The organism is Alcanivorax quisquiliarum, assembly GCF_023051175.1.
Classification (GTDB): Bacteria; Pseudomonadota; Gammaproteobacteria; order Pseudomonadales; family Alcanivoracaceae; genus Isoalcanivorax; species Isoalcanivorax quisquiliarum.
In genome coordinates, this window is the sequence record NZ_JALKII010000002.1 from 558,809 (window position 1) to 576,809 (window position 18,001).

Genomic DNA, 18,001 nt, shown 5'->3' on the forward strand with positions numbered 1-18,001 from the left:
CTGGCTCGGCGCAGAAACGTGGCGTAATGCCGGCGGCTGCGGCTGACGAGGCGATATGCACCATGCTGGTGCATGGAGTATTCTGATGGCCAGCCCCCCGACGCTGGCGCACGGGAGAGAGCATCAGGGCAACACCGGGAACCTGCCGGGCAAACGCCGACACGCACTGGGCAGCATCGTTAAGCACTGGAAGCTATCCCAAGGCACTGGGCAAGCACCGGGAAAAACCGGGAAAGTATCTGGTAAGCAGCACAGCCCCTCCCTCCCCGAGCTTTCTTCCTGCCAGCCGAGTGGCCTGAAACTTGCTAAGGCTCAGGCATGGCAATCACAACCTACACTGACGACTCGTTGCACAAGCGCCTGCTGGATCATCTCGGCACGGCGGTCTTGCTGCTGGATCATGTGCTGATCCCCCGCTACCTCAATCCGGCGGCCGAAGTGCTGCTGGCGGCCAGTGCCCAGCGGGTGTTGGGGCAGCCGTTGCCGGAGGGCTTTTTCAGCGACCCCGAAGCGCGCGCCGCGCTGGCCCGCTGTGCCGAGGAAGGCCACTCATTCACGCGCCGCGAAGCGCGACTTGAAATCATGCCGGGCCACAGCGTCACCGTGGATTATTCGGTAACGCAGCTGGCAGAGCCGGGCAGGGCGCCGGCGCTGCTGCTGGAACTGCAGCCGCTGGATCGGATGCTGCGCATCGCCCGCGAAGAAGCCTTCACCCACGCCCATCAGGCAACGCGTGCGCTGGTGCGCGGCGTGGCGCACGAGATCAAGAACCCGCTCGGCGGTATTCGTGGTGCGGCGCAGTTACTGGAGCGGGCGCTGCCAGCGGCGGAGTTGACCGAATACACCCGCGTCATCATCGACGAAGCAGATCGCTTGCGGGCACTGGCGGATCGCCTGCTCGGGCCACGGCGGGCGCCGCAGTTCCGGCTGCTCAACGTGCACGAATGCCTGGAATACGTGCGCCAGCTGATCCTTGCCGAGCACCCGCACAGCGTGCGCCTGCGGCGAGATTATGACACCAGCCTGCCCGAGCTGCCGGCGGATCGCGATCAGTTGATTCAGGTGATCCTGAATCTGGCCCGCAATGCGGTGCAGGCGCTGACAGAGGTCAGCGTGCCCGCGCCCGAGGTGATTTTCCGCACCCGCATCCTGCGGCAATTCACCATCGGCGCGCAGCGCCACCGGCTGGTGCTGCGCATTGATATCGAGGACAACGGGCCGGGCATCCCCGAGCCACTGCGTGAAACGCTGTTCTATCCGATGGTCAGTGGCCGCGCTCAGGGCACTGGGCTGGGGCTGTCGATTGCACAGGCTATCGTCAGCCAGCACCAGGGCATGATGGTGTGTGACAGCAGGGAGGGCCGCACCGTGTTCAGCCTGTTATTGCCGTTTGAGCAACATGCAGCCGGCACCGAGGGAGAATCCGCATGGGCGTGAAAGTCTGGGTAGTGGACGATGACCGGTCGATTCGCTGGGTGCTCGACAAGGCGCTGAGCCAGGCCGGCTTCGAGCCGGTGTGCTACGAAGAAGCCGATCTCGCGCTTGATGCGCTGGAAGCCGGCGAGCTGCCGCAAGTGCTGATTTCGGATGTGCGCATGCCGGGCACCAATGGCTTGCGCATGCTCAAGATGGTGCAGCGCAAATACCCGGAGCTCCCGGTCATCATCATGACCGCTCACTCCGATCTGGATTCCGCCGTCGCCTCGTATCAGGGGGGGGCGTTCGAGTATCTACCCAAACCGTTTGATGTGGACGAGGCCGTGACGCTGGTCAAGCGCGCCGCCCGGCACCATGCACAGTCTCGCCGCGATGCCGGCCAGGCCGAGGCGCCGACAAGCGAGCCGCCAGCCGAAATCATTGGCGAGGCACCGGCAATGCAGGAGGTGTTTCGCGCCATCGGACGGCTCTCGCACTCCAGCGTCACGGTATTGATCAACGGCCAGTCGGGCACCGGCAAGGAGCTGGTGGCCCATGCCCTGCACCGGCACTCGTTGCGGCGTGAGCGGGCATTTGTGCCTCTGAATATGGCAGCGATTCCGAAAGACCTGATCGAATCGGAACTGTTCGGCCATGAAAAAGGTGCCTTTACCGGTGCCAACAGCCAGCGCGTGGGGCGTTTCGAGCAAGCCGATGGCGGCACGCTGTTTCTGGATGAAATCGGCGATATGCCGATCGAAGCACAAACCCGATTGCTGCGCGTGTTGCAGGAGGGCGAGTTTTATCGTGTTGGCGGCACCACCGCGATCAAGGTGGATGTGCGCATCATCGCCGCCACGCACCAGCATCTGGAACAACAGGTGAAGGATGGCAGCTTCCGCGAAGACCTGTTCCACCGGCTGAACGTCATCCGCATTCATATTCCCCGGCTGGCGGAACGGCGGGAGGATATCCCGCGCCTGGCCCGGCATTTTCTGAATCGCGCTGCCGGCGAGCTGGGCGTGGAAGCGAAAACACTGCACCCGGATACCGAGCGATATCTCGCCACCCTGGCCTGGCCGGGCAACGTGCGGCAGCTGGAAAACACCTGCCGCTGGCTGACGGTAATGGCCACCGGGCGCGAGGTGATGGTGGATGATCTGCCGCCGGAGATGCGTTCCCACGAGATGCGGCAGGAAAGCGGCAGCAGTTGGGAAAAATCCTTGCGACAGTGGGCCGAGCGAGCGTTAGGCAACGGCGAGCAGGATATTCTCGAACAGGCCGTGCCGGCGTTCGAGCGCGCCTTGATCGAGGTGGCGCTATCGCACACCGGCGGCCGCCGCCGCGATGCAGCCGTGCTGCTCGGCTGGGGCCGCAATACGCTCACCCGCAAGATTCGCGAGCTGGGCTTGAACGATCTGCCCACCGCGCCCGATGAGTGACTGCGCTGTGGCCGAGCCCCTCTGGCCGCGTGTGCTGCCGCTGGGCGGTTTTGGCCCGGCAAGTTACGGCGTCGCGCCGATCATTCCGGCATTCGCCGCGCCTCTCACTCCAGCATCCGCCTTGCCTTGGCATGAAGCAGTATCCAGTCGCCACCATCCAGCTGCCAGTGTGATTCGACACGATATAACTGGCCCGTTTCGGGCAGAAGCGCACCGCTGCCGCCGGTCGCCAGCACGGAGAAGGCAGCTTGCGCTTGATCATGCCGGGCGCCGTCGGGCAGCACACTGATGCCGGTCAGCGCGAGATGGATGTCAGGGTAGCGTAGCAACGTGGCGGTCAGCAGTCGGCGCGTTTGCTCCTTGTCCATTTCGCCACTGCTGCGGTGCAGGCTGAAATCATCACTCAAGCGCCGCACCACCGGGCCGGCCTGGCGCGCCTCGATGGCTTCGGCCATCTCGTGCAACGCTTCGCGGATGCCTTCTTCGGCGGGTGGTGCACTACAGCCGGCCAGCCAGATCGTCAGCATGGCTTGCAGCCATGGCAGCGCGACGTATGCTTTGCGCTTTGAATGTTTATTCATGATGTGAGCTTCCCCGTTGAGCCCGCACTTTATCCTGATCGCCGCTGCCAGGGCCAGTTGGGACGGTCGCCATGGCACGGGTGCCTGCCAGCGGTGCGGCAGAAGGCGAGGCTAAATCCCTCAGGGCAGACAGGAGTGGGCATGAGAGTATTGCTACAGCGCGTCAGCGCGGCATCGGTACATATCGGTGGCCAGCCGGTAAGTGAGATCGGGCCGGGCCTGTTGCTGTTTGTCGGTATTGCACAGGGTGACAGCATGGATACGGTGGCGCGGCTGGCCGAACGGGTGGTCGGCTATCGCGTGTTTGCCGACAGCGAAGGAAAAATGAATCTTGATGTGCGCGACGCAGGCGGCGAACTGCTGGTCGTTTCCCAATTCACACTGGCTGCCGATACCCGCCGCGGGCGCCGGCCGGGTTTCGGCCCGGCGGCAGCGCCCGAGAACGCCAAAGTGCTGTACCAGGCATTTCTCTCGGCGCTCACCTCGGCGCTCGACGAAACCGGCGTGCCAGTACGCTCAGGCGTGTTCGCCGCCGACATGCAAGTACAGTTGATCAACGACGGGCCGGTGACTTTTTTGCTTGAGTCCACTTGATCCGGTTTGTCGTGTTTATGTTTCAGTCAGTGAACCAGTGCGCGAAAAGCGCTATTGCTTTGCCTAAGTGCTGCTCTATGATGATTCCAGCTCACGCCAATGTGAGCGGAGGGATTCAAAAAAATATCGTGGAGGAATACGCATGAAACGTCTCGTATTGGCCAGTGCCCTGCTGGGGGCTTCTATGTCTGCATCCGCTGTTGCACCGGGCGGCCCGGGTTGTGGCTGGGGCAACCTGCTGTTCGAAGGCCAGAGCGGCCTGCCGATGCACTTGCTGGCATCTCTGGTGAATGGTACTTCCGGTAACGCCACCTTCGGCATGACCACCGGCACCAACGGCTGTGACACCAGCGGCACCCTGACCTACAGCGGCCAGAGCCTGCTGTCCATGAATGGCGTGCTGGAAGAAGTGGCGCGTGACGTGGCCGTCGGTGAGGGCGAAGCCCTGACTGCACTGTCTGTCGCCATGGGTATCACCACCGAAGACCGTTCACACTTCAGCCAGGTGCTGCACCAGAACTTCGCCGTGATCTTCCCGAGCGAAGACGTGACCGCAGCGGAAGTGCTTGCAAGCATCGAAGCGCTGATGAAGTCTGACGAGACGCTGGCCAAATACTCCGTATAAGGCAGCTGCTCCGCGACAATGCCCTGCCTTCAAGGCAGGGCATTTTATTGTGATCCGTCTGATCACTGTGCATAGCGATTCTTTCCCCGATGCGTCTGCCTTTATTATTCCTGTTATGTGCCGCCGTAGCCGCTACGGCATCCACCGTTCATGCCGCCCCGACTGTTGCCGAGCTGGCAGCCGAGCCGCGATGGCAGGCACTGCTGCATATCAATCAGGGCGCGACCTGGCGGCAACGTGGCAACAGCTATATTGTCGACGACAGTTTTTTTCTGGCTGAAGATGGCCGTGAACATCCGGCCGCAGAACTGGCGGCCAGTATCGCCGCGCTGGCGCCTCAGGGCAGCGTAGCCCGATGCCGTTTTCCCGCCCGCTATCGTTTTATTGCCGAAGCACTCGGCTGGCCCGAAGAGGCCGCGCCGTTTGCCCATTGTGACGAGTTTTTGCAGTGGCGCTCGGACGTGCCGGATGGCCGCGCCGTGCTGGTTTTTCCGGCGGCGTATCTGAACAGCCCGTCTTCCATGTTCGGGCACACATTGTTGCGCCTGGATCGGCCTGATGCCGAGGGTGTCTGGCTGTCCTGGGCGGTGAATTTTGGCGCCATGGTGGATGGCAGCGACAACTCGATATTTTATATCTACCGTGGCCTGGCCGGCGGTTATCCCGGTTATTTTTCCATCGTGCCTTACGTCAACAAGATTCAGGATTATGCGCACCTGGAAAACCGCGATATGTGGGAATATCCGCTGTCGCTTGACCGTGATGAACTGAGCTGGCTGATCGACCATTTGTGGGAGTTGAAAGACACCCGCTTCGAATATTATTTCTTCGATGAAAACTGCTCCTTCCGATTGCTGGAACTGATGGAAGTGGCGCGGCCGGGCACCGCATTGCTGGAGGATTTCCGCTTTGCCGAAGTGCCGGTGAACACCGTGCGCAGCATGATCGATGCCGGTCTGGTGGATGGCCGCGAATACCGGCCATCCAAGGCCAACGAGCTTGCGCACCTGGCGGGCCAGTTACCGCGCCCGGCGCAACGGCTGGCACGCAAGCTGGCGCAAGACCCGTCGCTTGCCGAAACTGATGACTACCAGCGCATGCCGTCCGCACAGCGCCGGCTGGTGGCACAAACAGCGTATGAGTATCTGCGCTTCCGGCATCGCACCGAAGATCGCGACGCAGACGTGGCGCGCCGCAGCATGGCGCTGCTGCGTCGAGTGCACGCCGAGCCGGCCGATGGCCCGCCCACCGTGCCGCCACCACCCACCCCGCCGGAGTCGGGCCATCCGACAAAAATGTTTGCGGTCAGTGGCGGCGCTCGGGATGACGCGGGTTTCGGTGAGTTGCAATACCGTTTCACCTATCACGACTGGTTCGACAACAACACCGGCTTTCTGCGTGGTGCGCAGATCGAGGGCTTGAATATCCGCCTGCGCAGTGACGAAGAAGACGATTTTTATCTGGAGCGGCTGGATGTGGTGAATATCCGCTCGCTGGCGCCGCGCAGCCCGTTCTTCAAGCCGGTGTCCTGGTATGTGCACGGCGGCATCGAGCGTGCCGAGGCGGGCGGCCAGCGCCGGCTGGCACGCTTTATCGAGGGCGGCCCCGGCATGAGCTGGCGGGTGGGCGATGTAGTGCCCTATGCCTACGCCACTTTTCGTGCGGAAAACAGCGGCGGCTGGGACAATTTTATCGAGGCCGCTGCGGGCCTGACCAGCGGACTGGTCTGGTACACCCCGGTGGCAGAGCTGGGCGTCGGCGCGCAGGGCTATTACCTGACCAACGATGCGTATCGCCACCGCACCAGCCTCACTGCAAACGTGCCGCTGGGGCGCCGCAATGCGGTGCGCCTGGAACTTGAGCGCGTCGGCTGGCGCGGCGATGGTGACACAGAGTGGCGCCTGTCCTGGCGGCATTATTTTGATTGATGGCCGCCGTGGGCGGCCGATGGGATAGCGTGCAAAAGGAGAGGGCGACAATGGGCAGGCACTACTGGCAACGGAGCACCTTGTTGCTGTTGTTGGCGGCTCTGCTCAGCGGCTGCACCGGCATCTTCTTTTATCCCATGAGCCCCTGGGTGCAGAACCCGGCCCGCCAGGGGCTGGATTATGAAGATATTATCCTCCTGCACCCCGACGGCCTGCGGCTGCACGGCTGGTGGCTGCCGGCGCAGACCGAAGAGGTTGCCGGCACCGTCTACTTCCTGCACGGCAATGCGCAGAACATCAGTACGCATTTGATGAACGTGGCCTGGTTGCCGGCGCGGGGCTATCAGGTTTTCCTGCTGGACTATCGGGGCTATGGTCTGTCGGAAGGCAAGCCACGGCTGCCGGAGGCGATGGCGGATATCCAGCTCGGGCTGGACTGGTTGCGCGCCTCTGGCCGAGTGCAAGGGCCGCTGGTGGTGTTCGGGCAAAGCCTGGGAGCGAGCATGACCATTCCGGTACTTGCGGCCGATAAAGGCCAGGCGCCGGATTGCGCTATGTTCGAAGCGGGCTTTACCAGCTTTCGCGGCATCACCACCGATATCATGCGCCGGAGCTGGTTGCTGTGGCCGTTCAGTTTCGTGGTGGCGCCGACCATCCCCAGGCAGTGGGACGCGGCCGATCATATTGCCGCGCTCTCACCGATGCCGCTGCTGATTTTGCACAGCCGGGACGACAGTATTATTCCGTTTCGCGAAGGCGAGGCGCTGTACGCCGCCGCCGCCCAACCCAAGCAGTTTCAGGCATTGCTGGGCGAGCATATTGCGGCCGGGCGGGATGAATCGGTGCGTGATCGGCTGGTACGGTTTATGGAAGACGCCTGTGGCGCTCAGTCGCTGCCCGAGCCGGCAGGCTGATTATTGCCGTCCCCGGCCTCGCACTCACGCGGTTTGACCCAGCGAGCCACCAGCAGGCCGATTTCGAACAGCAACCACATCGGTACTGCGAGTAAAGCCTGTGACAATACATCGGGTGGAGTCAGCAGCATGCCCGCCACGAAACAGCCGACGATAATATAAGGCCGTTTTGCCTTCAGGCTGTCCACCGTGGTGATGCCCGACGCGACCAGCAGCACAATCGCAATCGGCAGCTCGAACGAAGCACCGAATGCGATGAACAGCGTCATCACGAAATCCAGATAGCTGCCGATATCCGTGGCAATGGCCACGCCTTCCGGCGCGATGCTGGTGAAAAAACCGAAGATCAGCGGGAAAACAATAAAGTAGGCGAAGGAAGCACCGCCGTAAAACAGCAGCACGCTGCTGACCAGCAGCGGAAAGGCCAGCCGGCGCTCGTGCCGGTACAGCCCCGGTGCGATAAAGCCCCACGCCTGATGCAGGATAAACGGCACCGCCAGCAGAACGCTCAGGTAAAGCGTCAGCTTGAACGGCACCATGAAGGGCGCGGTAACATCCGTGGCGATCATCGATGTGCCTTCCGGCAGCGCTCGCATCAGCGGCTGGGCCACAAACGCATAAATATCCCTGGCAAAATAAAACAGTGCCAGAAACAGCGCGACGATGACCAGAATGCAGCGCAGCAGGCGTGAGCGCAGCTCCAGCAGGTGGCCGATCAGCGTCTGCGGTTGATCCTCGCGGTTCATGCCTTGTCCTGTTCTGGTGCGCGGTTGGCGGCGGGCGGGCGTGACGTCTCTGCGGCCGGCGTGGTGCCGATATCGCCCGGCTCATTGGTGCCCGGCGTTACGGCAGGCGTGGTGCCGGGCTCTGGTTCGGGCTGTGTTTCGAGCGTAGCGGCGGGCGCGGCCGGCGGCGCCGTTTCACTGCCTTCGGCTTGTTTCTGCTCGAGCAGGTTTTCGTTCAGTGAACGGTTCATCTGCTCGACTTCCTTGCGCAGGCTGTCCGCTTTTTGCCGGAACATGTCCTGCATTTCCTGGTTGACCACTTCACGGTCAAGCTCGTTCTTCAGGTGATTGAACGCCGCCCGCGCACGGCCCATCCAGTGGCCAATGCTGCGGGCCGCTTTCGGCAGGCGTTCGGGGCCAAGCACCACCAGCGCGATGATGAATACCAGCGCCAGTTCGGCAAAGCTGATATCAAACATCAATCAGGCCTTGTCCTTGTCCTGCACCGGATTGCCGTGCTCGTCCAGCGTGGTGCTCTGTTCGCGCTGCGCGGTATTGTTACCGTCGATCTGCTTTTTCTGCTCATCCTCGCCTTCTTTCACAGCCTGCTTGAAGCCTTTCACGGCGCCGCCAAGATCGCCGCCGATATTGCGCAGTTTCTTGGTGCCGAACAGCAGCACCACGATGGCGAGGATAATCAGCAATTGGGTGAGACTGATACCGGATAACATGGTTGTGCTCCTGAGCGAGAGGAAGGCGGTGGGTGCCGCCCGAATCAGGTGTCCTGCGATGGCCGGGCGGCTTTTTCATCATGCCCGGACAGGCCGAAACGGCGTTCCAGTTCGGCCAGCACTGGCTCTGGCCCGATATTGAGCTTGGCCAGCATGACCAGTGTATGAAACCAGAGGTCGGCAGTCTCGTTGATGAGCGCCTGGGGATCGCCGCCGGCCTCGGTATCCCGGGCAGCGAGAATGGCTTCCACGGCTTCCTCGCCGACCTTTTCCAGAATCTTGTTGAGCCCCTTGTGATACAGGCTGGCCACATAGGACGACGACGGCTCCGCGTCTTTGCGGGCATCGAGCACCTGATGCAGCCGGGTCAATACGTCACTCATGGGCTTTTTCTACTCCTGGCGCGGGCGCCGTACATACCTGGTGGGGCCTCATTATCTGGCAAGGGCCGCCGCGCCGACGTGGCGCTCCGTTGCGCTACGGAAGGCGCGTCAGGCTGCGGTGCGCAAGCTTATATCTGACTGCCGAGTTTAGCAGAATAATATGGCAGCGGTGTGTCTGTACCGTCTGTACCGGCTGCACGGTCTGCACGGTCTGCACAGAGAGCGGCAGCCTGACAGCTCGCAGCAACCTAACGGCGCACGGCCCAGAGCAGCAGCACGGCGCCGCCCACCGCAGCGGCACCGAGCCATGCGCCCGTGAGCACAAGGCTGCCGCCGAGCAAGCCCAACCCGCCGAGGCCGGCAAGCAGTTTGCGGCGGTGCCGTGCCTGCCCATCGGCCAGGCGGGCTTCCAGCTGGCGCTGTTGGTACGGCAGGTGGCGCAGGTTCTCCAGCGCGTCGCGCAGCAGATCCGGCATTTCCGGCAACTGGGCAATCCACTCCGGCCCGCGCTGCTGCAATTTACGCAGCGTGGCGGAAGGGCCGTAGGTTTCCATCATCCAGGCTTCCAGCAGTGGCCGGCCGGTGCGCCAGATATCCAGTTGCGGGTAGATGCTGCGGCCCAGCCCTTCGATATGCACCAGCGTCTTCAGCAGCAGGATGTACTGCACTGGCGCCTCGATATGGAACGCGCGTGCGGTATCGAACAGGCGCATCACCAGCGGGGCAAATTCGAGCTTGTCCAGCGGCTGCGATACCAGCGGCTCGACAATTTCGCGTACCGCCCGCTCGAAGCGGTGCGGGTCGATCGGCGCCGTGCTCCAGCCGGCGCGGATCACCGCATCCACCAGCCCGGCGTAATCGGCGCGCATCACCGCCAGCACCATGCGGCCGAGCACTTGCAGATCATGCGGGCCGAGGCGGCCAGCAATGGCGCAATCAATGGCCAGATACTGGGGTGAATCCGGGCGCGCCGGGTTCACGAAAATATTGCCGGGGTGCATGTCGGCGTGGAAAAAGTTGTAGCGGAACACCTGCGCAAAGAAGATTTCGACACCGCGCTCCGCCAGCACCTTCGGGTCGATGCCGGCGGCGCGGATGCGCTCGATGTCATTCACCGGAATGCCGTGGATGCGATCGATCACCAGCATCCTCGGCGTGGTGTACTGCATATGAATCGGTGGGATGAACAGCAGCGGGCTGAACAGGAACTGGCGCCGCATCAGCTCGCTGTTGCGCGCCTCGGCGGAAAGATCCAGCTCGGCGCGAATGATGAAGGCGTAATCCTGCACCACCTGGCGCGGGCGAAAATAGCGGGCATCGGCCCACAGTCGCTCGAGCCAGGTCGCGCCAAACAGCATGACCGCCAGATCCCGCTCGACGATATGCCCCAGCCGGGGGCGGCGAATCTTCACCACCACCTCGGTGCCGTCGGCTAGCGCCGCGCTGTGTACCTGCGCAATCGAGGCAGAGGCCAGCGGCGTATCATCGAAGCGGCTGAACACCGCCTCGATCGGCTGGCCCAGCTCTGCTTCGATGCGGGCTCGCGCCAGCGCCACCGGGAACGGTGCCACCTGATCCTGCAGCCGCGCCAGCGCGTCCGTCCATTCCGGCGGCAGCAGATCACGTCGTGTGGCCAGCAGCTGACCGAACTTGATGAAGATCGGGCCAAGCTGTTCCAGCGCGGCGCGCAGCCGCTCTCCTTCACTGAGGCGGCGCGGGCCGAACCAGCTGGACGGTACCAGATATTGCAGGATGACCAGCGGCAGTCGGGCTGGGTGAGCGGGCAGCAGCGATAGCAGCCGGTAGCGGCAGATCACATGCACCACGTGCAGAATGCGAAGGGCCAGGCTCATGCGCCCGCCTCGCGCCGGCGTGCTTTCAATTGTTCAAAGCGTGCCGCCAGGCGTTCAGTGGCCATCTCCAGTTCTTCCACATCCCGGCCGAATTCGCGCAGGGCGTGGCGGCTGGGCAGCAGCCCGCTTTCCTGGCTGAGATAGTCGCCGCCCTGGCGGGCAAGGCGAGTCAGCCCCTGCCGGGCCCAGCTGAAGAATTGCCGTGCGCCGTAATCCAGTTGTTGTGCCAGTTCGTTGCCTAGTACCGGCGCCAGCAGTGCTCCCCAATCCAGCTCCAGCTCCCGGGCAATGGTGGTCAGGGCTTGCAGCAGCTCGCGGTCGCCACGAATGCTCACCGGGCCACCGATCACGCCGGGCGCGTTATGCCAGTCGAGAAACTGGGCGGCAAGCTCCAGCACGCCGCCGCTGACACTGACATCGGCCTCGGCATCGCTGCTGTGATAAAGCTCGATACCGTCCTCGATAATCAGCATGAACACGGTGCGCGGCGGGAAGCGCAATTGCACCGCCACCAGCCGGCCGCTGTGCTCGGCCAGCGCGTGCAGGCTGGCGGGGTCGGCACGCAGGGCGGCATTGACGGCGCGCTCGACGCTGGCGAGTACGGTGGTTTCAAGCAGGCCGGGTGGGCGCGGGGTGGGTGCCGTCATGATCAGACCTTGAAGCCGCGGTGCAGAGCGACGATGCCGCCCGTCATGTTGAAATAGTCGCAACGGGCGAAGCCGGCGTCTTCCATCATTGATTTCAGCGTGGCCTGATCCGGGTGCATGCGGATGGATTCGGCCAGGTAGCGGTAGCTGTCGGCGTCGTTGGCCACTGCCTTGCCCAGTCGGGGCAACACGTTGAAGGAATAAAAGTCATACAGCTTCGAGAGCGGTGCATGAACCGGTTTGGAAAACTCCAGCACCAGCAGCCGGCCGCCCGGCTTGAGCACACGCAGCATCGAGCGCAGTGCTTTTTCCTTGTCGGTCACGTTGCGCAGGCCGAAGGCGATGGTGATGGTGTTGAAGGTGTTGTCCTCGAATGGCAGCGCCTCGGCATTCACCTGCGCCACGCGGGTGTTGTGCGAACAGCCGGCATCGAACAGACGATCGCGGCCCACGGCCAGCATGGCCTCGTTGATATCGGCGAGCACCACCTGCCCGGTATCGCCGACGATCTTCGAAAACTTGATCGCCAGATCGCCGGTGCCGCCGGCCAGATCCAGCACGGTGTGGCCGGGCCGCACGCCAGCAAGCTCGATGGTAAAGCGCTTCCAGGCGCGGTGAATGCCCATCGACAGCAGATCGTTCATCAGATCGTATTTCGGCGCCACCGAGCGGAACACGCCGGCCACGCGGCTCGCCTTTTCCTGGAGCGGCACTTGCTGATAGCCAAAATGGGTGGTGTTGTCGTCCGCCATGGTCAGTGCTCCGTGAAGGGTGCCAAAGGCTCGGTAAAGGGTGCGGCAAAAGGCGCTTCGCGGCCGGCCAGTAGCCGCTGCATGATGAGCTGCTCGCGCGCCGCCAGCTGGCGCAGCAGGCCATCGACGCTGCGCAGCGGGCGCATCGCACGAAAACCGTGATCGAGGAAATCATACAGGCTGCCGAGGCCGGCCGCATGGGCCGGCCGGCGCACCATGCGAAAAGTGGTCTGGATCATGCGGCTGCGCACATAACGATCAATCTGGGCGCCGATCTCGGCCACCAACGTCAGCTGGCGGGCGCGCTCGGCCTCGCGGCCCTGGCTGCGGTAGGCCGCAGCGTAAAGCTCTGCCGTCAACGGCTGATCCAGCTGCGCCTGCAAGATAGCGGCCAGGTGCTCATCCAGCTCCTGCGTGAGCACGGCGGTTTCCAGCACCGTGGCGGAGGTGAGCATGACGCGATCAGGCAGCAGCTTCAGTGCTTTCGGGAGGGCGCGGCGGATATTTTCCGCAACCGGCTTGAGATCACGGCCGCCATAGACGTCCGTGAACAGAAACTCCACGGCCGGGGCGGTCTCAGGCTGTTCCAGAATATCGCGATGGCTTTGGTACAAGCGCTCGCTCTGCCAGGTTTGCAGCCGTTGCAGGCGCTGCCGGAAGCGCACATCGTCGCCATGCTGTTGCAGGGCGAAGAAACGATCCAGAGTCTGTTGTAAACGTGCACCAGCTGCCATCGCCGCCACCGTCCGGGTGTGAGGCGCGATCATAGCAGGCGGGGCGCGGGGGGAGTAGGCGCGGCCGGCTGGCCGCGCCTGTTGCTGTGGTCAGGCTGATCGGTGAATAGGGTGATCGGCTAACAGCGTGCTCCGAGAACAGCGTGCTCAGAGAATATAACGGCTGAGGTCTTCGTCACCAGCCAGCTCGCCCAGGTGGCGATCTACGGCGGCAGCGTCGATGATCAGAGGCTTCTCATGATACTGCGTGGCCAGATCGTCGGCATCGAAGCTGATTTCTTCGAGCAGTTTTTCCAGCACTGTGTGCAGGCGCCGAGCGCCGATGTTCTCGACCCGCTCGTTGACCTGCCAGGCCACCTCGGCAATGCGGCGAATACAATCGGGGGTGAATTCCACGTTCAGCCCTTCGGTGGCCAGCAGCGCTCGATATTGTTCCGTCAGCGAGGCGTTGGGCTCCGTCAGAATGCATTCGAAATCCGCCACCGAGAGCGCACTCAGCTCGACCCGGATCGGCAACCGGCCTTGTAGCTCCGGGATCAGATCAGACGGCTTGCTCAGGTGAAACGCGCCGGAGGCGATGAACAGAATGTGATCCGTGCGCACCATGCCGTATTTGGTGCTCACGGTGCTGCCCTCGATCAGCGGCAGCAGATCGCGCTGCACGCCTTCGCGGCTGACATCGGTGCCGCTGGATTCGCCACGCCGTGCCACTTTGTCGATCTCGTCCAGAAAAACGATGCCGTTGTTTTCCACCAGATCGACAGCGCGCAGCTTGATCTCGTCTTCGTTCACCAGCCGGGCAGCTTCTTCGTCGCGCACCAGCCGACGCGCTTCGGCCACCTTGATCTTGCGTGATTTGCGCTTGCCGCCGCCCATGCGCGAGAACATCTGTTGCAGCTGGCTGGTCATCTCTTCCATGCCGGGCGGCGCCATGATTTCCACGCCCACCGGCTGCGCCGCCAGGTCGATTTCAATCTCCCGATCGTCCAGCTCGCCTTCGCGCAGTTTTTTGCGAAACAGCTGGCGGGTGCTGTTATCGGTGGGGGTGTCGTTGCCGCGAGCCGGCGGCAGCAGCGCATCGAGAATGCGCTCCTCGGCGGCATCCTCGGCGCGGTGTTGCTGGCGCTTCATTTCTTTTTCGCGCAGCAGCTTGATCGCCATTTCCATCAGGTCGCGAATGATGGATTCCACGTCGCGGCCCACATAGCCGACTTCGGTGAACTTGGTGGCCTCTACCTTGATGAAGGGAGCATCGGACAAGCGTGCCAGCCGGCGAGCGATTTCCGTTTTGCCGACCCCGGTCGGCCCGATCATCAGAATGTTTTTCGGTGCCACTTCGTTGCGCAGCTCGGGCGGCAGTTGCATGCGCCGCCAGCGGGTACGCAGCGCCAGCGCGACGGCGCGCTTGGCCGCATCCTGGCCGACGATGTGGCGGTTCAGCTCGGAAACAATTTCGCGGGGAGTCAAAGAGGGCATGTCGCTCACCAGGATAATTCTTCAAAAGTGTGATTGAGATTGGTGTAGATGCAGATGTTACCGGCAATGGTGAGGCTCTTGCCGACGATCTCGCGGGCGGGCAGCTCGGTGTTCTCCAGCAATGCCAGCGCCGCGGATTGTGCAAAAGCGCCGCCGGAACCAATCGCAATCAGGTTGTTTTCGGGCTCGATGACGTCACCGTTGCCGGTAATGATCAGCGAGTTGTCTTTGTCGGCCACAGCGAGCAGCGCTTCAAGCCGCCGCAGGGCACGGTCGGTGCGCCAGTCTTTGGCCAGCTCGACGGCAGCGCGCACCAGTTGCCCCTGATGCCGCTCCAGTTGTGCTTCAAAGCGCTCGAACAGCGTGAAGGCATCGGCGGTGCCACCGGCAAACCCGGCAATCACCTGGCCGTGATACAGGCGCCGCACCTTGCGGGCGTTGCCTTTCATGATGGTATTTCCCAAGCTCACCTGCCCATCGCCGCCAATGACGACGCTGTTGCCGCGCCGGACGGATACGATGGTGGTGCCGCGATACTGTTCCATGGGGGCTCCTTCGCCACGGGTGTGTGGAAGGGGATATGGGGGGCCGGCAGGGGGAACTCAAGTTCTTTGGCCACTGCCGGGTGCGGCATGGCAGACGCTGGCCAGAGCTTGGCCGAAAGGTTGGTCAGCGACGCCGGTCAGGGAGCGCCGCGATCTGGCTGCGGCGCCGGCGAGCCACGCCCCCGGTGCCGCAGCACTGTCAGTTCAACCGGGGTCTTTGACCTGGATCGGTAATGTCTCGATGCCGGCCGTGGCCAGCTTGTCCTGGGCACGGTGCATGGCGTTGCTGTTGTCGAATGGCCCGATCATCACCCGATGCCAGGTATCGCCGGATTCCAGATTGACCGGCTGCACTCGTGCGTCGAACCCTTGCAGGATCAGCTCGGCGCGGCGGCGATCTGCATCCTGGTCGCGCCGGAAGCTGCCCGCCTGGAGCAGAAAGTGCTGCCGGGCGCGTGCCGGAGCGCTGCTCGCCGTGCGGCTGTCGCTGGGCTGGCTGGGGCGGCTTTGCTGGGCTGGTGCGTCGTCGCCTTTCGGGACGATCACCTCCATCTGCGGCAGCACGGCGTAAAAGTCGAAGCGTGGCTCCTTGCCATCTTTGCTGTCCTTGCCTGCGCTCTCGGCGGCCGGTGCTGCTGCTTCGCTGGCGGCGGTACGAGGCTGCTGGTCGGCCATTTGCCGCTGGCCAAGGTGGAACAAAAAGGCAATGAACAGCCCGCTGACAACGCCGGTGAACAGCCACACCCAGCCGGGCACGGTGCGGCGGCTGGCGGCGGCCTTGCTGGCGCCGCGGCGGGGTGCAGGTTTGCGCGCCATGGCTACATTCGCTCCAGTGTCTGAATGCCGAGCAGCGCCAGGCCCTGCTTGAGGGTGCGCGCGGTCAGCCAGGCCAGTTGCAAGCGGCTATCGCGCAGTGGCTGTTCGGCGGTGAGGATCGGGCAGTGTTCGTAGAAGCTCGAAAATGCCCCGGCCAGATTGTAGAGATAGGCACACAGCACATGCGGCACGCCTTTGTCGGCCACCTGGTGCAGTGTTTCGCCGAACTGTAGCAACAGCGTTGCCAGCGCGGTTTCCTGCTCGGCTTCCAGTGTCAGCGGCGCGTCTGCGGCCAGCGCTGCCGGGTCGATCTCGGCGCGGCGGAAAATGCTGGCCACACGGGTGTAGGCATACAACAGGTAAGGCGCCGTGTTGCCATCGAAACTGAGCATCTGGTCGAAATTGAAAATGTAGTCGCTGCTACGGTGTTTGCTCAGGTCGGCATATTTCACTGCGCTGATGCCGACCACGCGGCCGATGTTGAACAGCTCCTCGGAATCCAGCTCCTGATTTTTCTCCTGCACCAGTGCCAGCGCACGGTCTTCCGCTTCGGTGAGCAGATCGACCAGCTTCACGGTGCCGCCGGTGCGGGTCTTGAACGGGCGCCCGTCCGGGCCGTTCATGGTGCCAAAACCCATGTGCGCAAGCTCGGTGTCCGGCTGCACGAAACCGGCCAGGCGTGCCACCTGGAATACCTGCTGGAAATGCAGAGCCTGCCGCTGATCGACAAAATAGAGAATGCGATCTGCGCCCAGCTCTCGAGCGCGGTAGCGCAGCGCGGCCAGATCGCTGGTGGCGTACAGGTAGCCGCCATCGGCTTTCTGCACGATGACCGGCAGCGGCTCGCCTTCCTTGTTCTTGAATTCATCGAGGAAAACACAGCGGGCGCCATTGCTTTCCTGCAACAGCCCGGCGTCGGCCAGGGCCGATACTATATGTGGCAAATCCGGGTTGTAGGCGCTCTCGCCGCGCACATCTTCCGGCTGCAGACTCACACCGAGCCGCTCGTAGACCTCGAAGCAGTGGCGCAGCGATACCTGATTGAAATCGTGCCACAACTTCAGGCAATGACTGTCGCCGGATTGCAGCTGGACGACCAACGCCCGTGCGCGCTCGGCGAATTCGGCATCCTCGTCGAAACGCTGCTTGGCGGCGCGATAGAAGTTTTCCAGATCGGACAGCTCGGCGGACAGCTCGGCCTGATCTTGCTGTTCTTCAAGATAGGCCAGCAACATGCCGAACTGTGTGCCCCAGTCGCCAACATGATTCTGGCGCACTACCTTGTGGCCGAGAAACTCCAGCGTGCGCGCCACTGCGTCACCAATGATGGTCGAGCGCAAATGGCCGACGTGCATTTCCTTGGCGAGATTGGGCGAGGAATAATCCACCACTACCGTCTGGGCGCGGGCCGCGCGCGCAACGCCAAGATGCTCGTCGGCCAGCGCCGCTGAGAGGCTGGCGGTCAGAGCATCGCCCGCTTGAAAAAAATTGATAAATCCGGGCCCGGCGATCTCGGTTTTGCTGATGGTACTATCAGCCGGCAGGGCGGCGACGATCGCCTCGGCCAGCTCGCGTGGTTTCATGCCGGCCGGCTTGGCCAGCAGCAACGCAATGTTGGTGGCGAAGTCGCCGTGGCTCTTGTCACGCGTGCGATCCAGTTGCACTGCGGGCTGCGGCTGTTCCGGCAGGGTGCCTTGGGCGCGCAATTGCGCGAGTGCGTCTTCGACACGCTGGATGATTTTCTCTTTCATATGGCGCTTTCGTGCTGCGGGTGCGGGGTCGGGATTGTACGGTAAATGCCGGCAGCTTGCCTCTTGCCTGTCTATCAGTTCTGTCCTC

At 63.0% G+C, this 18,001-nt stretch carries 19 protein-coding genes; 6 read left to right on the forward strand and 13 right to left on the reverse strand.

Annotation, left to right across the window (positions count from 1 at the left end):
- Positions 1 to 318 precede the first annotated feature (318 nt).
- Both glnL and glnG read left to right on the forward strand, forming a co-directional pair.
- Positions 319 to 1,437, forward strand: a complete 1,119-nt coding sequence (gene glnL, locus MU846_RS05515) for a nitrogen regulation protein NR(II) (protein ID WP_246949933.1) — start codon at positions 319 to 321, stop codon at positions 1,435 to 1,437.
- Entirely contained in the window at positions 1,428 to 2,858 is a 1,431-nt protein-coding gene (glnG, locus tag MU846_RS05520) for a nitrogen regulation protein NR(I) (RefSeq protein WP_246949935.1), read from the forward strand. Before glnL ends, glnG begins: the two co-directional genes overlap by 10 nt.
- 104 nt (positions 2,859 to 2,962) lie before the next feature.
- Here glnG and MU846_RS05525 read toward each other — a convergent pair whose 3' ends face one another.
- Positions 2,963 to 3,439, reverse strand: a complete 477-nt coding sequence (locus tag MU846_RS05525; protein ID WP_246949938.1) for a nuclear transport factor 2 family protein — start codon at positions 3,437 to 3,439, stop codon at positions 2,963 to 2,965.
- A 141-nt stretch (positions 3,440 to 3,580) separates the two neighbouring features.
- On the opposite strand from MU846_RS05525, the gene dtd reads away from it, so the two are divergent.
- From dtd to MU846_RS05545, 4 genes are all read left to right on the forward strand, one after another.
- Complete coding sequence (gene dtd, locus MU846_RS05530) at positions 3,581 to 4,033, forward strand: D-aminoacyl-tRNA deacylase (protein ID WP_246949943.1); 453 nt, start codon at positions 3,581 to 3,583, stop codon at positions 4,031 to 4,033.
- 142 nt (positions 4,034 to 4,175) lie between these two features.
- Positions 4,176 to 4,658, forward strand: coding sequence for a DUF3015 domain-containing protein (locus MU846_RS05535; RefSeq protein WP_246949945.1), 483 nt, complete (start codon positions 4,176 to 4,178; stop codon positions 4,656 to 4,658).
- Between the two features lie 89 nt (positions 4,659 to 4,747).
- A complete protein-coding gene (locus tag MU846_RS05540) occupies positions 4,748 to 6,586 on the forward strand; it encodes an Lnb N-terminal periplasmic domain-containing protein (RefSeq protein WP_246949947.1) in 1,839 nt (612 codons plus the stop codon).
- Positions 6,587 to 6,636: 50 nt separating this feature from the next.
- On the forward strand, positions 6,637 to 7,500 hold the full coding sequence (locus MU846_RS05545; RefSeq protein ID WP_246949949.1) for an alpha/beta hydrolase: 864 nt from the start codon (positions 6,637 to 6,639) through the stop codon (positions 7,498 to 7,500).
- On the opposite strand, the gene tatC is transcribed toward MU846_RS05545, so the two are convergent.
- The 12 genes from tatC to argS form a co-directional block, all read right to left on the reverse strand.
- Entirely contained in the window at positions 7,473 to 8,246 is a 774-nt protein-coding gene (tatC, locus tag MU846_RS05550) for a twin-arginine translocase subunit TatC (RefSeq protein WP_246949954.1), read from the reverse strand. The genes MU846_RS05545 and tatC overlap by 28 nt on opposite strands.
- The gene (gene tatB / locus MU846_RS05555) at positions 8,243 to 8,704 is read right to left on the reverse strand and encodes a Sec-independent protein translocase protein TatB (RefSeq protein ID WP_246949962.1); all 462 of its coding nucleotides are present in this window, start codon (positions 8,702 to 8,704) and stop codon (positions 8,243 to 8,245) included. The genes tatC and tatB overlap by 4 nt, the downstream gene beginning before the upstream one ends.
- Positions 8,705 to 8,707: 3 nt before the next feature.
- Positions 8,708 to 8,956: a Sec-independent protein translocase subunit TatA gene (gene tatA / locus MU846_RS05560; RefSeq protein ID WP_246949964.1), complete on the reverse strand. Its 249-nt coding sequence runs from the start codon at positions 8,954 to 8,956 to the stop codon at positions 8,708 to 8,710.
- A gap of 44 nt (positions 8,957 to 9,000) precedes the next feature.
- The gene (locus MU846_RS05565) at positions 9,001 to 9,339 is read right to left on the reverse strand and encodes a phosphoribosyl-ATP diphosphatase (RefSeq protein ID WP_246949966.1); all 339 of its coding nucleotides are present in this window, start codon (positions 9,337 to 9,339) and stop codon (positions 9,001 to 9,003) included.
- A 248-nt stretch (positions 9,340 to 9,587) separates the two neighbouring features.
- A complete protein-coding gene (locus MU846_RS05570) occupies positions 9,588 to 11,192 on the reverse strand; it encodes an AarF/UbiB family protein (RefSeq protein WP_246949968.1) in 1,605 nt (534 codons plus the stop codon).
- Entirely contained in the window at positions 11,189 to 11,839 is a 651-nt protein-coding gene (locus MU846_RS05575; protein ID WP_246949976.1) for a ubiquinone biosynthesis accessory factor UbiJ, read from the reverse strand. Before MU846_RS05575 ends, MU846_RS05570 begins: the two co-directional genes overlap by 4 nt.
- A 2-nt stretch (positions 11,840 to 11,841) precedes the next feature.
- Positions 11,842 to 12,591, reverse strand: coding sequence for a bifunctional demethylmenaquinone methyltransferase/2-methoxy-6-polyprenyl-1,4-benzoquinol methylase UbiE (gene ubiE / locus MU846_RS05580; protein WP_246949978.1), 750 nt, complete (start codon positions 12,589 to 12,591; stop codon positions 11,842 to 11,844).
- A gap of 2 nt (positions 12,592 to 12,593) precedes the next feature.
- Positions 12,594 to 13,325, reverse strand: coding sequence for a DUF8198 family protein (locus MU846_RS05585; RefSeq protein ID WP_246949981.1), 732 nt, complete (start codon positions 13,323 to 13,325; stop codon positions 12,594 to 12,596).
- Between the two features lie 147 nt (positions 13,326 to 13,472).
- On the reverse strand, positions 13,473 to 14,801 hold the full coding sequence (gene hslU, locus MU846_RS05590; RefSeq protein ID WP_246949983.1) for an ATP-dependent protease ATPase subunit HslU: 1,329 nt from the start codon (positions 14,799 to 14,801) through the stop codon (positions 13,473 to 13,475).
- Between the two features lie 5 nt (positions 14,802 to 14,806).
- A complete protein-coding gene (hslV, locus tag MU846_RS05595) occupies positions 14,807 to 15,346 on the reverse strand; it encodes an ATP-dependent protease subunit HslV (protein ID WP_246949985.1) in 540 nt (179 codons plus the stop codon).
- A 204-nt stretch (positions 15,347 to 15,550) separates the two neighbouring features.
- Positions 15,551 to 16,162 carry an SPOR domain-containing protein gene (locus MU846_RS05600; protein ID WP_246949993.1) on the reverse strand — a complete coding sequence of 204 codons (612 nt, stop codon included), beginning with the start codon at positions 16,160 to 16,162 and terminating at the stop codon, positions 15,551 to 15,553.
- A gap of 2 nt (positions 16,163 to 16,164) precedes the next feature.
- Complete coding sequence (gene argS / locus MU846_RS05605) at positions 16,165 to 17,913, reverse strand: arginine--tRNA ligase (protein ID WP_246949995.1); 1,749 nt, start codon at positions 17,911 to 17,913, stop codon at positions 16,165 to 16,167.
- Positions 17,914 to 18,001: the final 88 nt, after the last annotated feature.

What these genes read in the sequence shown, in the direction of transcription:
- glnL (WP_246949933.1), top strand. Translation starts at nt 319, where the DNA reads ATGGCAATCACAACCTACACTGACGACTCGTTGCACAAGCGCCTGCTG.
- glnG (WP_246949935.1), top strand. Translation starts at nt 1,428, where the DNA reads ATGGGCGTGAAAGTCTGGGTAGTGGACGATGACCGGTCGATTCGCTGG.
- MU846_RS05525 (WP_246949938.1), bottom strand. Translation starts at nt 3,439, where the DNA reads ATGAATAAACATTCAAAGCGCAAAGCATACGTCGCGCTGCCATGGCTG.
- dtd (WP_246949943.1), top strand. Translation starts at nt 3,581, where the DNA reads ATGAGAGTATTGCTACAGCGCGTCAGCGCGGCATCGGTACATATCGGT.
- MU846_RS05535 (WP_246949945.1), top strand. Translation starts at nt 4,176, where the DNA reads ATGAAACGTCTCGTATTGGCCAGTGCCCTGCTGGGGGCTTCTATGTCT.
- MU846_RS05540 (WP_246949947.1), top strand. Translation starts at nt 4,748, where the DNA reads ATGCGTCTGCCTTTATTATTCCTGTTATGTGCCGCCGTAGCCGCTACG.
- MU846_RS05545 (WP_246949949.1), top strand. Translation starts at nt 6,637, where the DNA reads ATGGGCAGGCACTACTGGCAACGGAGCACCTTGTTGCTGTTGTTGGCG.
- tatC (WP_246949954.1), bottom strand. Translation starts at nt 8,246, where the DNA reads ATGAACCGCGAGGATCAACCGCAGACGCTGATCGGCCACCTGCTGGAG.
- tatB (WP_246949962.1), bottom strand. Translation starts at nt 8,704, where the DNA reads ATGTTTGATATCAGCTTTGCCGAACTGGCGCTGGTATTCATCATCGCG.
- tatA (WP_246949964.1), bottom strand. Translation starts at nt 8,956, where the DNA reads ATGTTATCCGGTATCAGTCTCACCCAATTGCTGATTATCCTCGCCATC.
- MU846_RS05565 (WP_246949966.1), bottom strand. Translation starts at nt 9,339, where the DNA reads ATGAGTGACGTATTGACCCGGCTGCATCAGGTGCTCGATGCCCGCAAA.
- MU846_RS05570 (WP_246949968.1), bottom strand. Translation starts at nt 11,192, where the DNA reads ATGAGCCTGGCCCTTCGCATTCTGCACGTGGTGCATGTGATCTGCCGC.
- MU846_RS05575 (WP_246949976.1), bottom strand. Translation starts at nt 11,839, where the DNA reads ATGACGGCACCCACCCCGCGCCCACCCGGCCTGCTTGAAACCACCGTA.
- ubiE (WP_246949978.1), bottom strand. Translation starts at nt 12,591, where the DNA reads ATGGCGGACGACAACACCACCCATTTTGGCTATCAGCAAGTGCCGCTC.
- MU846_RS05585 (WP_246949981.1), bottom strand. Translation starts at nt 13,325, where the DNA reads ATGGCAGCTGGTGCACGTTTACAACAGACTCTGGATCGTTTCTTCGCC.
- hslU (WP_246949983.1), bottom strand. Translation starts at nt 14,801, where the DNA reads ATGCCCTCTTTGACTCCCCGCGAAATTGTTTCCGAGCTGAACCGCCAC.
- hslV (WP_246949985.1), bottom strand. Translation starts at nt 15,346, where the DNA reads ATGGAACAGTATCGCGGCACCACCATCGTATCCGTCCGGCGCGGCAAC.
- MU846_RS05600 (WP_246949993.1), bottom strand. Translation starts at nt 16,162, where the DNA reads ATGGCGCGCAAACCTGCACCCCGCCGCGGCGCCAGCAAGGCCGCCGCC.
- argS (WP_246949995.1), bottom strand. Translation starts at nt 17,913, where the DNA reads ATGAAAGAGAAAATCATCCAGCGTGTCGAAGACGCACTCGCGCAATTG.